Genomic DNA, 13,956 nt, shown 5'->3' with positions numbered 1-13,956 from the left:
ACTAATTTTTCGGCGAAAAAATTAGCAGTTTAGGTATTTTATTATGTTTTTAAAAATTTTGACTGCAAGCAATCAAAACTTGGGTTTTTTTTAGCTAGAAATCAGCGTCAAAGCTAATTTGGTCTGATCCTTCTTCATTATTCAAAACACCTGCTTTTTGATATTCAGATACTCTTTTTTCGAAGAAGTTCGTTTTACCTTGAAGGGAGATCATATCCATAAAATCGAATGGATTTGACACATTATACTCTTTTTCACAACCCAATTCTTGTAAAAGTCTGTCGGTAACAAACTCCAAGTATTGTGTCATTAATTTAGCGTTCATTCCAATAAGACTTGCTGGCAATGATTCTGTGATAAATTCACGCTCAATATCTAATGCATCTACAATAATACTGCGGATACGCTCTTTGGGAACTTTGTTTACTAAGTGATGATTGTGCAAATGCACAGCAAAATCACAATGCACACCTTCATCACGAGAAATTAACTCGTTTGAAAATGTTAATCCTGGCATAATTCCTCTTTTCTTCAACCAATAGATAGAACAGAAAGCTCCTGAAAAGAAAATACCTTCTACCGCTGCAAACGCAATTAAACGTTCTGCAAAACTTGGCGAATCAATCCATTGTAAAGCCCAATCTGCTTTCTTTTTGATGGCAGGGAAATTATCAATTGCTTGGAACAACATATTTTTTTCCTTTTCATCTTTCACATACGTGTCAATAAGTAATGAATAGGTTTCAGAATGTATATTCTCCATCATGATTTGGAATCCGTAGAAAAATTTAGCTTCTGAATATTGTACTTCATTTACGAAGTTTTCTGCTAAGTTTTCATTTACAATTCCATCAGATGCTGCAAAAAATGCTAAGATGTGTTTTATAAAATAACGCTCGTCATCATTCAATTTTGTGGTCCAATCCGTAAGGTCTTGGTGAAGATCAATTTCTTCGGCTGTCCAAAAACTAGCTTCAGATTTTTTATACCATTCCCAAATATCGGCATGTTTGATTGGAAAAATCACAAATCTGTCTTTGTTTTCTTGTAAGATGGGTTCAATTGCTGATGACATAAAATTATAGAGTTTTTTAATGTAAAATTTGGTATAAAGACTATTGTTTGATTTGGGAATCACAAAGATTGAAAATTGTACGCGAAAAAGAAAGTCTAACTTATTCACAAAGTTAGCAAGTTTTTAACAACAGTACAGTTTTTTCTTACTTTTTAACACTTTCACGAATTGGCATTTTATACTGAAAATCAGTATGTTATAAGTTTTAATTATCGCTCAGGTGCTATAAACCATGAGGTTTCAAAAAAAAATGAGAAAACGAAAATTTTGAAATTTAGCGACCTAATTTTTTTGCTGTTTTTTCTAATTCCATATACCAATCTTCACCAAATTTTCGAACAAGGGCTTCTTTGACAAATTTATAGACAGGTACTTGTAATTCTTTCCCTAATGTGCAAGCATCATCACAAATTGGCCATCGATGATAGTTTACAGCTGCAAATTCACTGTAATCTTCCACACGAACTGGATATAAGTGACACGAAATTGGCTTTTTCCAATCAACCAAACCTTTATTATACGCTTCTTCAATACCGCACAATGCAGTTTGTTTGTCGTCAAAAGTAACATACGCACATTCGGCTCCGTTGACTAAAGGTGTTTCCAACTCGCCATTTTCAGTTACAATATAGGTTCCTTGTTGTTCAATGGCTTCAATTCCTTCTTTACGAAGAAATGGTTTTACGGTATCGTAAATAGCTCCTAATATTTTGATTTCGCCTTTTTCTAAAGGTGCTCCGGCATCTCCTTTTACACAACAGGCACCTTTACAGGCACTCAAATTACACACGAAATCTTTTTCGATAATCTCTTCTGAAACGATTGCTTTTCCTAATTGAAACATAGTGCAAATATACTTTTTTCTCTATCTGAAATTAAGTCTAATGTTCACTTTTTTTGAACATATTTAATTGACATTAATTTAATATAAAAAATACATCTTTTCTCTTTGATAATTAGCCGAATAATGTACTTTTGCCGCAAAATTTAAAACATAAAAAATGGAGTTGAATTTCAAACACATTTTAACGGCGAGTATGTTATTATTTGCCGTAATAGATATCGTAGGAAACATCCCTATTATTATAGATTTACGACGTAAAACTGGACATATTCAATCTGGGAAAGCCACAATTATTGCAGGAGTTATTTTAACTGCCTTTTTATTTGTTGGACAAAGTTTATTGAACTTAATTGGAATCACGGTAAGTCAGTTTGCCATTGCAGGTTCATTTGTATTATTTTTCTTGGCTTTGGAAATGATTTTAGGAATTACATTGTTTAAAGAAGATGACGAAAATGCCATGAGTGATGCTTCTGTATTTCCAATTGCCTTTCCGTTGATTGCTGGTCCAGGAAGTTTGACTTCTATTTTATCGCTTCGCGCAGAATTTAGAGTGGAAAATATTGTCATTGCTATTTTAGTCAATATGATTATATTATATATCGTATTAAAGGCTTCTGGAAAAATTGAACGTTTGTTAGGACAAAATGGAATCCGTATTTTGAGAAAAGTATTTGGTGTTATTTTATTAGCCATCGCTGTAAAAATATTTACTACGGGTGTTCAAAATATATTTGCGTAATTTTGCAATACGGAAAATGCTTGTTGCGCGTATTGATTCGCCAGAATTTGTATGCGCAACAGCAAATTTTATTTAAACTAAAAAATCTTATGAAAATATTCACATACATATTAATTACGATTGCCACACTACTTTCTATTTACAATGCCACAAAACTAGATTTTGCAAACTTATTACAAGGCGATAGTTTGGTTGCGCTCATTAGTATTGTAGCTGCAATGTGTGCGGTATTGATTTTATTGATCTTTATGATTTCAAAGAAGATTGAAGATAAAGTTAATAATAGAGACTAATGTTTGATGTGCTGGTAATTGGTGGTGGCGTTTCGGGAATGCAGTGCGCGCTTGTGTTGGGTTCTGCAAAGGAAAAACCATTTGCTGCTGATAAAAAAATAGGCGTTATTCTTCATCAAAAAACTTCACATTTACAAAATGCATTGTTCAATAATGTATTAGGTTTACCTAAAGGAAAAGCGGGTGCTACTATTTTGGAAGAAGGAAAAGCACATTTGCAAGAAGTGTATCCGCATGTGGAACAAATAGCCAATGAAAAAGTATGTGAAATAAAAGGTGAAGTTGGCAATTTTGAAATCATCACGAATAAAGAAACCTATTACAGTAAATTGGTTGTCATTGCGCTCAATTATTCAAAACCATTAACTATTGATGGCTTGGAAGAATTTGTAGCGCCGCATCCAAGAGCTGCTGTAAAAAAGGATCGATTGTATCTTAAAAATGACGATCATGTTGTAAAAGAAGGTTTGTATGTGTGTGGAACTATTGCAGGCTGGAGAAGTCAATTTTCTATTGCCGCCGGAAGTGGCGCACAAGTTGCCACCGATATTTTAACGCTTTGGAATGATGGAAATCATACGAAGGTTCATGATAAAATATGAATTGAGTGATTTAAAGAATTTAAGCTTTTAAAAATCTATTATCTAACAGCGCTAGCGGTCTAAGGTCTGACAGCGAAGCGATCTTTTACTTACCGTGAAGCTCAAGTACTTTCTCAAGCATCTCATCATCTTTATTCAACTGTTGTTGATAGCCATTTATATCAAATAATTGCTCAATATAAACCGCTTTGATGTGTCTTTTCATTTGTGCGGCGTACTTTTCTATATAGATTCGTTGTCCGCGCTTATCGCTGAAATAGTCTGAGTATTCTTTTAATAAATCATCGCTTACGCTGAAATTATTCATGAATTCTTCAAATGACATATTGCTATAAATTGCTCTGTCTTTGTCCAATTTTTCAAATACGAAATCATCCATATACCCTATCATTTTTGAGCGCAATCCTCTTTCGAGAGATAGTTCTTCTGGTGTCCGAGATAATGGTACAAATACATCCGGAATAATTCCGCCACCGCCATAGACAGTTTTACCTTTTGGCGTGGTAAACTTTAACGAATCTGCCACTTTGATACTATCCATAGATTTTAATTCCCCTGATCGGAATCGTTTGTAGTATTCTTCAAAATAATCGTCGTTTCCTTTTTTGTACGATCGTTGAATTGAGCGCCCTGTTGGTGTGTAGTATCTTGAAATTGTCAATCGCACAACTGAACCATCGCCAAGCGGCATTGGACGTTGCACTAATCCTTTTCCAAACGAACGTCTTCCGACAATGACACCTTTATCATTGTCTTGCAATGCGCCCGCAATAATTTCACTGGCAGAAGCTGATTTTTCATTGATTAGCACATAAATTTCGCCGTTTTCAAATTCGCCATCATCTGTTGCATAATATTTATCAATTTCTCCTTTTTTATTTTTTGTGAATAGAATCAGTTTTCCATCTTCTAAAAATTCATCTGCAATTTGACGTGTGACATCTAAAACTCCACCTGGATTGTTTCGTAAATCAAGCGTTAAGTTTTTTGCTCCTTGTTGTTGCAAACTTTTTAAAGCAGTTGCAAATTCATCAAAGGTAGTTTCTGCAAAACGGTTGATTTTTATATATCCCAAATCATCTGTCAACATATAAAATGCTACCACACTTTTGATTGGAACTTTTGCTCTTCTAAGGTTGATATTGAATTCTTCATTCGTTTGCTTGCGGTATATTCTAAGATCTACAGACGTATCTTCTGTACCTTTGAGTTTGGAAATAATATCTGTATTTCGCAATCTTTTGCCGTACAACGTATCTTTATTTGCCATTAAAATTCGATCGCCTGCTTTAATTCCAGCAGCTACACTTGGTCCGCCTTCGAGCGTTCGTACAACTGTCAATGTATCATTTACCATATCAAAACGAATGCCGACACCTACAAAATCACCTTGCATATTTTCGGCAACTCTTTTTTCTTCTTCCGAAGGAATGTACACAGAATGCGGATCTAAGTTTTCAAGAATATTTGTCACCGTAACATCGACAATACTATCAACATCAACATCATCTACATATTCGTAATCGATATAGTCAATCAATCGGTTGAGTTTGTCTTTACTTGTGTTTGAAGAAAACAACGTTTCGGGCGTTGCACTGAAGTTTAATTTTCCACCAATAAATACTCCAGCGGCAACTGCTGCGGCAATGATCACGGGAAGTAAATATTGTGTTGTTTTATTCAAAATGTTATTGTTTTATGAGGTTTGAAGTATTGCAATGTGTTCTACTTCAACGCCTGCTTTTTGTAAAAATTGTATTCCGGAATCGTCTTTGTATGCTTCTACATACACAACTCTTGTAATTCCTGATTGATGAATGAGCTTGCTACATTCTTTACATGGTGACATGGTAATGTACAACGTTGCGCCCACACATGATTGTGTAGAAGCTGCCACTTTTAAGATGGCATTTGCCTCAGCATGAAGCACATACCATTTGGTGTATCCTTCTTCATCTTCACAGAAATTTTCAAATCCTGATGGTGTTCCGTTGTAACCATCTGAAATGATCATTCTATCTTTTACAATAATCGCGCCGACTTGTCTACGTTCGCAATAAGAGAGTTTTCCCCATTCTGTTGCCATGCGTAGATAGGCATGATCATATTTTGCTTGTTTTTGTTTTGGCATAACCAAATTTAATCTTTTTATAGCTAAAAAAAGCAACTTGTATAGTTGCTTTTTGTCTTCTGTAACGAAGATATTAGGTTTCTGATGGATTCACAACAGCTTTGCTGTTAATTTTTTACCAAAATTATCCTGTACTTGTTTTGTTTAAAAAACGAATTGCTTGATTTTCAAATTTTTCTTTTCTGTATTTTGAATCTATTTATATATAATTCATATCAATAATATGAATGGCGATTCCTAAAACGATTGCCGAAATGACCATAATCCAATCTCTTTTATTGAATCTAAAAATCGTCTGAAAGATAAACGAAACCACCAACACTACCAATACAATGATGATTTGTGCAGCTTCTACACCTAAAGCAAATTCTAACATTGGCAATAGTTTACTTTCAAAACCTGATGTGATAAACTTGAAATGACTTGCAAATCCCAACCCATGAATCAACCCAAAAAATAATGCAGCTACTAACAGCAATACTATTTTCGTTTTGTTACTCGTTTTTCCTGCCGTAAATATGTTGTATAAAGCAGTAATGACAATGGTTATATATATTAATAGTCTAATAGCATTTTCACTGAATGAAACTGCGCCATAGGTTGCTAATATTAAAGAAATCGTATGCCCGATCGTAAATACCGTTACGAGCCAAAATACACGTTTCCAGTCTTTAAATGTATATGCGACCGTTAATACGAGTAAAAACAGCATGTGGTCGTAATCACTTAAGTCTAAGACATGATTGAGTCCTAATTTAAAGAATGTCAAAAATTCGTTCATCGGTTGTTGGAGGTTTTAGGTTTGGGGTTTATATATCAAACTTACATTATATTTTTTGATTTTAAAAACGGCGTTCTTTTTGCAGTTGTTCATAGGCTTTTTGTACTTGTCGGAATTTTTCGTTGGCTCCTTTGACATGTTCTTCTCCCAAATGCTGTACTTTATCAGGATGGTACTTTTTCGCCATTTTGCGATATGCCTTTTTCACTTCGTCATTGGTAACCGATTTGTCAATTTCTAAAATCTTATACGCGCTATCGACAGGATTGTAAAACATTGCTTTGATCGATTGGTAATCACGATCGTTAATATAAAGATATCCTGCAATTGTTTCGATTAATTCTACTTCTTCTTCACTCACATGTCCGTCGGCTTTTGTCACACCAAATAGATAGTGTAATAATTGCAAACGCGATGAATGATCCATGTACAACTGTATTTGCTGACATATTTGACGCGTAGAAAGGTCTTCTTTTTTCAAAATTCCATTAAACAGTTGAAACGCATGATTGGCACGTTCTTTCCCATACATTTTCACAAAATAGTCACGCACATAATTCTTTTCTGACGTTGTAACTTCGCCATCGGCTTTCATTACAATAGCAGAAAGCACCAATAAACTTACTTCAAAATCTCCTGATTTCGTCTGCGCTTTTTTTTGTGTAGTTGAAATTCTTCGCCTTCTTTTTTCATAAACAGGATCAGTACGCTTACGGCGTTGCCTTGAACCACGTTTTGGCGGCTCTAATAATAATCCTTTGGAAGTTGCTTTATCAACAGCAGTTCCGATGGCAAATCCAATAGCGGCTCCAATAGGTCCTCCAAGTGTCCAACCTAACGCGCCTCCAATCCAGCTTGCAAATCCACTCATATATCCTTGTTTTTTACCAAAGATACATTTTCCAAAGAAAAAAATATCAAAATATTGAGTGAAGGCGAAAATTAGGACGTGTTTAGTGAATTTACTTAGAAAAATCTATTGATTTCATAAGATAAGAGCGTCTTACTACAAATGGAATTATAGAAAATATACTATAAATTACTTTTTTCGTAAGAAAATTATTAAATTTACGAAAGAATTACAAAGCCAATCCCTACATACCTATACTTTTAATTTGTTTTTTTAAATGCAAAAAAGTATAAATGAAACGTATTTTTAAATTATTTCCTTTTACTGTTTTAGCACTTTTCTTAAGTGTTATAAGCTGTCAGCATGATGATACTTTGCATCAAAATGACCAAAAAGAAGCCGAAGTTCCAAAATTCATTATTAAAATGGAAAATGGCGATCACTTACGAGAGATCAATCCAACGGTGTATCAACAACTATCTGAAACATCGCGTTACACAAGTTCACTTAGGAATACAGAAGATGAAACAAGCACGCCAAGCTTTACGCTTGATCTTAGCATGGTGCAAATTATTGAACGTAATACCTATACGCAATATACAACGTCTATTTTTGATCATGCAGACTATGAAACCTATCTGATTAATTATTTGCTGCTCGATTTTGATGACGGCGCACACTATCAATTCCTTATTAAATATCCACGTATTGTAACTGATCAAGGTACAGCGCTTGACCGATCGAACGCTATCATGGAAGCAATTACAGGAAATACGTTACTTCAACCTGAAAACATTGTCGGTAGTCCGCGTCCATGTTTAGATAGCGTACCCGTAATTCTCGAAACAGTTGAACAATATAGTTGTACTGAAACACCCTGCACAGGTGGTGCTCGTCATGATTGGGGAGAAATTTGTCCTTGTGCAAATCTTGCGCATTGCACCATGCCAACAAGAACCTGCGGTTGGAACACCGTTAATGTTTGGGGATGTTCTGGCGGCGGTACGTCAGGAACTGGAACAACGAGTCCAACAGGCGGTGGTAATGATACAACACCCAATGATTCAAGCGATGATGAACCGATTGGGACTGTACCGATACTTTCTGCACTAGAGGAAATTGAAATGTGTATGAATATGCCTTCTTTTGTTGAAAATATCGAATTATCATCAGCTATGATTTCATGGTTACAAACACAGCCTAAAGATATAGTAGAAGTCATAAATAATATGCTTAAAGAATATTCTTGTAATCCTCAAGCACAAGCAGATATTTTTGACGAAATCGAAGGAATAATTGAAAATCCATTTATTGATACATCATTAGATCATTTTGCAGTCGATGAAATAACAAATAATTGTTTACTAGGAGTAGTGAGAGATGAAATCATCATTAATCTTAACGCAAGAATTATTAATACTATTAGAAATACTCTTGGACAACAAACTAATTATATTCTTGCTTTTAAAAATAATGATGATCTTAATAGTATTGCTAATGCAGGAACATCAATGCCACCTCAAGGAGCTATCAATAATGGATCATATCCAATAGTAGTTAACTTTGCTAATGATTATCTATCGAATAATCCAACTAAATTATCTCTTGCAGCAACAACGATACACGAAATGGTACATGCTTTATTAATTTATCTTTATTTTGAAGGAGAGTTACTTCAGAAGTATCCACAATTTACAGATCTTAAAGCTAAATTTGATGCCTACATCTCAAATAGAAATGTGGTAACTGAAACAGCGTTGGAAGATTCTATGCATGTAAGTATGGTCGATCTTATTGGAACTATGTCATATGCTCTTTTCCAATATGCGAAAGATAACCGAATGGAAAACGTAACACACCAATATTGTAAAGATATAACTAAAGGGACATTTTTCGGAACACCTGCGATGAACATAATAACGCCAGATATAAATTTACAAAATGATTATATCCTCAAAGCCCAAAATGAACAAAACAACACTTCAGATGCAAAAGGTAATGACTGTTAAAATAGTAAGTTTTTTGGTATTGATATTACTCATAACAATATCATGTCAAAAAGACACACAAAATGATGATATAAAAATATTGGAAATAGTTCTGCAAGAAAAACAAAACCAATCCAATAAGGCGGTTTTCTTGGATCCAATAGGAAAGAGTAACACTACCTTAGATTTTTTTAATTTGAGAAAAAAAAAGAATAGAACATTTACAATTGAATATCAGGATAGCATTTCTCCAAACGATACATTAACCCAAAGAAAAGGCAAAACTGTGTATAAAGACCTAGAAATAACACAAAACAATTATATCGCTTGGGGCAAAGGAGTTGATAAAAAAACAGAAGGTTTTTTAAAAGATTCTTTTAATTATAAAGATGAGAGAACTATTAATTGGACGCTACCAAAAACTTTAAATAATATTTTATTGAAAAAGGAAGGTTCTGAAAAGGGTAAGAAAATTAGAGTCTCTGCGCCTATTTACAATCTCGATAAAAACAAAGCTGTTCTTTTCACATTTGAACAGTCATATAAAAGCACGGTAGTACAAAGCATCTATTTTGTTAAAAAAAATAACGCCGTTTGGGATATTATTTATACAGAATCGCAAGTTATGTTCTTAGATTTAAAAATCGAGTTGACTGGGCAAAAGTGAAACAGATGCTTGGACTGAATTAACAGCCACACAAAAGCAATCAATTGAAAATAGTATAAGTACAAATAACCCCAATCAAATATGTACAAATTAAAAATTTTATTTCTTTTGACTTTTTTCCTAGCTCTCAATAGTTGTTCAGAACAAGAAAAAGATGTGATTTATATCTTCCTTGAAGATGGAAAACCAATTAGTTGTGTTAAACCAAAGACAAATAAAAAAGCCGATACATCAACAGTCGGTTATCAAGGTAAAATGCAAAAATTAGATAGCAAAACTTTTTTCTTTTGTCAGGAAAGATTTGTCAAAATTGATGATAATAAAAACGTTTCATCAAAAGAATTTGAAGAAATTAACTTTGTTAGTCATTCATTTCTTTATCAAGAATATATAAAACGAGCTATATTTTCTAAAAAAGACACTTTTAAAGATATATATCTTAGAAGAAGTGGAATCTTGACATCTATATTAAACACAAAGTGTATTGGGCTGATAATCCCTACTAAATTTTAATCTCAGCATCTAGCCCGTATTATAAGTTTCTTTAAACATAAAGTTTTGCTAAGGCAAAAAAACTAGACAGAACAGAAAATCCTATTGAACTTTCAAATACGACAAAGGTTTCCTTTTTAGTCTTTCTTTAACAAAAAACTGTATTTATCTGCGCGCTTTCCAAAAAATATAATCCGTATCTTTGCCCCATTATTAATGAATTAATTTAAAAGATTATGTATCCACCAGAATTGGTAAAACCTATGAGAGCAGATTTAACTGCCGTTGGTTTTGAAGAATTACACACTGCAGAAGCTGTTGATAACGCTTTAGCAAAAGAAGGAACAACACTTGTTGTTGTAAATTCTGTTTGCGGTTGTGCTGCAGCCAATGCAAGACCTGGAGCAAGAATGTCTTTAGACAATACAAAAAAACCTGATCACTTAGTGACAGTTTTTGCAGGAGTTGACAGAGAAGCTACGGATAAAGCAAGAAATCACATGATTCCTTTTCCTCCATCTTCGCCAAGTATGGCATTGTTTAAAGATGGACAGTTAGTACACATGTTAGAGCGTCACCATATTGAAGGTAGACCAGCTGAAATGATCGCTGAAAATTTAAAAGACGCGTACAACGAGAATTGCTAATACATTCTTACCGAAAAAAATACTATAAAACCACGTAATTACGTGGTTTTGTTTTTTATTTTTGTCACATCATAAAGTACCAACGTAGTGAAGTTTTTATCGTATATATTATCTACCATTTATCTGTTATTTTTCGGATTATCATTAATGATTTTTCACGGAATTCAATGGATTTGCTTAAAGTTAGGAGGTCAAAAATGGCACAACCGAAGCGTAAATTGGTTACAATTCACGTTGATGCGTTGCCACAATCTTTTAGGAACGCATTATACGCTTAAGAATCCGCATCAATTAAATCCGGATCAGCCGTTAATTATTGTGTCAAATCATCAAAGTATGAACGACATTTCGCCGTTGATTTGGCTGTTTAAAAAGCACTATCCAAAATTCATCAGTAAAAAAGAATTAGGCAAAGGAATTCCGAGCATTTCCTTTAATTTACGTCATGGTGGTGCCGCTTTAATTGATAGAAATGATCCAAAACAAGCGATTACAGAAATTATCAATTTTGCCAAACGAATTCACGAAAATACACACGCAGCTGTTATTTTCCCTGAAGGAACGCGGAGTAAAAATGGTGTGCCAAGACCTTTTAAAATAAAAGGATTGAATGTATTGTTTAAATATATTCCAAACGCGCAAATTGTGCCTGTAACGATTAACAATTCGTGGAAAACGACCAAATACGGAAAGTTTCCGTATGGTTTGGGTTCGCACATTACAGTAGAAGCGCACGAGCCAATTCAACTCAGTGATTATCCAAAAAACAAACGTGATGAATTACTTGAACATATCGAAAAAGTAATTACAGAACATATTGTAATTGATTAATTATACATCTTTATTTTAAAGCAAAAAAGGGTTTCACATAACGAATTCTTTTTCCGCAGTGTAGTAGACATTTTTCGTTAAGAATTTTTGAAGCCTTGGAAAAAATTTAGAAAAATGGATGCGGTTTTAGCTTTTTCAGCTAAAAACACCTCTGGAAAAAGTGCACTTTCTTTTGTTTCTGTTTTCTTTGTGCGAGCAAAGAAAATGAAAATTAAAACTTCATAATGTGAAATATAACTATGAATGTTTTTAAATATTAAGCAAGAAAAAATTTATGTATTTATGCATCAAGAAAAAATCATTTCGCAAACCATTTCTTTTGTTCAAAAAACCTTAAAAGATGCTGAAGGCGGACACGATTGGTTTCACATTGAACGTGTATATAAAAATGCACTTTTGATTGCGAAAGAAGAATCCGTAGATGAATTTATTATAAGTTTAGGCGCATTATTGCATGATATCGCTGACGCTAAATTTCACAATGGCGACGAAACTGTTGGACCAAAAGTAGCGCGTGAATTTCTTGAAAGTTTAGACGTTAGTAACGATGTGATTCTTCACGTAACAAATATCATTTCAAACATATCATTTAAAGGTGGAAATTTTGATCAACAATTTACTTCGCCAGAATTAGATGTGATTCAAGATGCAGATCGTTTGGACGCAATTGGCGCCATCGGAATTGCCCGTTGTTTCAATTATGGCGGATTTAAAAATAGAAAATTATACGATCCCGCAGTAGCGGTAAACCTCCACATGACAAAAGCCGAATATAAAAAATCTACGGCACCGACAATTAATCATTTCTACGAAAAATTGTTACTCTTAAAAGATAAAATGAACACCAAAACAGGAAAAAAAATTGCAACACAACGTCATGAATATATGGAGCAATTTCTTGATCAGTTTTACCGTGAATGGAATGGAATTGGTTAATTGTTAGACTTGTTAGACTTGTTAGACTTGTTAGACTTGTTAGACTTGTTAGACTTGTTAGACTTGTTAGACTTGTTAGACTTGTTAGACTTGTTAGACTTGTTAGACAAAATTAATTGATTTACAATTACTTATCACGCCATCAACTTTATTTTTCTTAGTTTCAAATACACTTCTAAAATTCAGAAAAAAGTATCTTTTTTAAAAAAATAAAAAAAGTGGGTAATGAAATTTCATAATGTACCCTAGTTATAGAAAGCAAAAACTTAAACTATTAATTTAAAGAACAACATTATGAAAAGCAAAACAATGAACTCATTAAGATTAAACAGCGTATTAATTTCTAACTTATCATCAGTGAAAGGTGGTCTTATTGCAAATAATAACAATCAACAGCCAATAAACGCTGCTCCAAGTACAGCTGGACCATCTTTGGACTGTGGTTATAGTGCTGGATGCCATACCTATACTTGTAAAAAATAATTATTCTTTACACAATAGAATTATCCAAATTTCCATAAAATAACTGGGTAATTCTATTGTATCATCGATTTCATTTCGCTTCTATATTTTTAAAACTCTTTTCCTTGTAACTTTTTTAAAATATTTTTTAGAGAGTTCAACTTAATATTCAATATCAATCATTCCATTTTTAAATGTAAATAGTGGTCGATCATTCGTATCTTTTAAAGTTACTCTAAAAGTTCCTTCCATTTTAGCATCGGTATGTGTTGTAATAGAAGTTTCTCTATCACCATATATAGGATCTGAACTGTAGTACACATCGTTTTCAATTAAAATAAATTCGTCTATTTGATTGGTTTCTTCTTCTAGTACGGAAAAGAAAAGTGTTTTGGTTTCATTATCAAAAGTCGCTTCTACAATTCTGTATTCAATATTTGTGGGACTCATCATCACTTCATAGTCTGTTAAAGAATAATCTACTCCATTAAGGTTAAAATGTATGGCATTTTCATTCATGATTGGTGAATTTCCATCATCAGATGAACACGATAAAAAAGCGAAAGCAATGAAACATAAAAATACTTTTTTCATGGTGGTTAATTTATAATTATA

At 33.4% G+C, this 13,956-nt stretch carries 17 protein-coding genes; 10 read left to right on the top strand and 7 right to left on the bottom strand.

Features of this window, described 5'->3' with window-relative positions; all coding sequences use genetic code 11:
• Positions 1–94: 94 nt before the first annotated feature.
• A complete protein-coding gene (locus H2O64_RS06160; protein ID WP_187561293.1) occupies positions 95–1,075 on the bottom strand; it encodes a ribonucleotide-diphosphate reductase subunit beta in 981 nt (326 codons plus the stop codon).
• 274 nt (positions 1,076–1,349) lie between these two features.
• The gene (locus H2O64_RS06155) at positions 1,350–1,919 is read right to left on the bottom strand and encodes a DUF3109 family protein (protein WP_187561292.1); all 570 of its coding nucleotides are present in this window, start codon (positions 1,917–1,919) and stop codon (positions 1,350–1,352) included.
• Between the two features lie 157 nt (positions 1,920–2,076).
• Here H2O64_RS06155 and H2O64_RS06150 point away from each other — a divergent pair, with 157 nt between their 5' ends.
• From H2O64_RS06150 to H2O64_RS06140, 3 genes are all read left to right on the top strand, one after another.
• Positions 2,077–2,661: a MarC family protein gene (locus H2O64_RS06150; RefSeq protein WP_187561291.1), complete on the top strand. Its 585-nt coding sequence runs from the start codon at positions 2,077–2,079 to the stop codon at positions 2,659–2,661.
• 89 nt (positions 2,662–2,750) lie between these two features.
• Entirely contained in the window at positions 2,751–2,954 is a 204-nt protein-coding gene (locus tag H2O64_RS06145) for a hypothetical protein (RefSeq protein WP_187561290.1), read from the top strand.
• On the top strand, positions 2,954–3,556 hold the full coding sequence (locus H2O64_RS06140) for an FAD-dependent oxidoreductase (RefSeq protein WP_187561289.1): 603 nt from the start codon (positions 2,954–2,956) through the stop codon (positions 3,554–3,556). Before H2O64_RS06145 ends, H2O64_RS06140 begins: the two co-directional genes overlap by 1 nt.
• Positions 3,557–3,641: 85 nt before the next feature.
• Here H2O64_RS06140 and H2O64_RS06135 read toward each other — a convergent pair whose 3' ends face one another.
• From H2O64_RS06135 to H2O64_RS06120, 4 genes are all read right to left on the bottom strand, one after another.
• Positions 3,642–5,240, bottom strand: a complete 1,599-nt coding sequence (locus H2O64_RS06135; RefSeq protein ID WP_187561288.1) for a S41 family peptidase — start codon at positions 5,238–5,240, stop codon at positions 3,642–3,644.
• Between the two features lie 12 nt (positions 5,241–5,252).
• The gene (locus H2O64_RS06130) at positions 5,253–5,687 is read right to left on the bottom strand and encodes a deoxycytidylate deaminase (protein WP_187561287.1); all 435 of its coding nucleotides are present in this window, start codon (positions 5,685–5,687) and stop codon (positions 5,253–5,255) included.
• A 199-nt stretch (positions 5,688–5,886) separates the two neighbouring features.
• Entirely contained in the window at positions 5,887–6,468 is a 582-nt protein-coding gene (locus tag H2O64_RS06125) for a HupE/UreJ family protein (RefSeq protein WP_187561286.1), read from the bottom strand.
• Positions 6,469–6,529: 61 nt separating this feature from the next.
• Positions 6,530–7,339, bottom strand: a complete 810-nt coding sequence (locus H2O64_RS06120; protein ID WP_187561285.1) for a TerB family tellurite resistance protein — start codon at positions 7,337–7,339, stop codon at positions 6,530–6,532.
• Positions 7,340–7,611: 272 nt separating this feature from the next.
• Here H2O64_RS06120 and H2O64_RS06115 point away from each other — a divergent pair, with 272 nt between their 5' ends.
• The 7 genes from H2O64_RS06115 to H2O64_RS06085 all read left to right on the top strand — a co-directional run bounded on the left by H2O64_RS06115 (position 7,612) and on the right by H2O64_RS06085 (position 13,362).
• Positions 7,612–9,327 (top strand): hypothetical protein, encoded by a 1,716-nt coding sequence (locus H2O64_RS06115; RefSeq protein WP_187561284.1) that lies wholly within the window; start codon positions 7,612–7,614, stop codon positions 9,325–9,327.
• Positions 9,305–9,973, top strand: coding sequence for a hypothetical protein (locus H2O64_RS06110; protein ID WP_187561283.1), 669 nt, complete (start codon positions 9,305–9,307; stop codon positions 9,971–9,973). The genes H2O64_RS06115 and H2O64_RS06110 overlap by 23 nt, the downstream gene beginning before the upstream one ends.
• A gap of 81 nt (positions 9,974–10,054) precedes the next feature.
• The gene (locus H2O64_RS06105; protein WP_187561282.1) at positions 10,055–10,486 is read left to right on the top strand and encodes a hypothetical protein; all 432 of its coding nucleotides are present in this window, start codon (positions 10,055–10,057) and stop codon (positions 10,484–10,486) included.
• 215 nt (positions 10,487–10,701) lie between these two features.
• Positions 10,702–11,112, top strand: a complete 411-nt coding sequence (locus H2O64_RS06100; protein ID WP_187561281.1) for a BrxA/BrxB family bacilliredoxin — start codon at positions 10,702–10,704, stop codon at positions 11,110–11,112.
• A gap of 87 nt (positions 11,113–11,199) precedes the next feature.
• A complete protein-coding gene (locus H2O64_RS06095) occupies positions 11,200–11,943 on the top strand; it encodes a lysophospholipid acyltransferase family protein (protein ID WP_317173818.1) in 744 nt (247 codons plus the stop codon).
• 282 nt (positions 11,944–12,225) lie between these two features.
• Positions 12,226–12,879: an HD domain-containing protein gene (locus H2O64_RS06090; RefSeq protein ID WP_187561280.1), complete on the top strand. Its 654-nt coding sequence runs from the start codon at positions 12,226–12,228 to the stop codon at positions 12,877–12,879.
• Positions 12,880–13,188: 309 nt separating this feature from the next.
• Positions 13,189–13,362: a hypothetical protein gene (locus tag H2O64_RS06085; protein ID WP_187561279.1), complete on the top strand. Its 174-nt coding sequence runs from the start codon at positions 13,189–13,191 to the stop codon at positions 13,360–13,362.
• Positions 13,363–13,503: 141 nt separating this feature from the next.
• Here H2O64_RS06085 and H2O64_RS06080 read toward each other — a convergent pair whose 3' ends face one another.
• On the bottom strand, positions 13,504–13,935 hold the full coding sequence (locus tag H2O64_RS06080) for a hypothetical protein (protein WP_187561278.1): 432 nt from the start codon (positions 13,933–13,935) through the stop codon (positions 13,504–13,506).
• Positions 13,936–13,956: the final 21 nt, after the last annotated feature.

This window comes from Kordia aestuariivivens, assembly GCF_014397005.1.
GTDB classification, from domain to species: domain Bacteria; phylum Bacteroidota; class Bacteroidia; order Flavobacteriales; family Flavobacteriaceae; genus Kordia; species Kordia aestuariivivens.
Note: the sequence above shows the minus strand (reverse complement) of the source record. Positions and strands in the feature narration are given on the sequence as shown.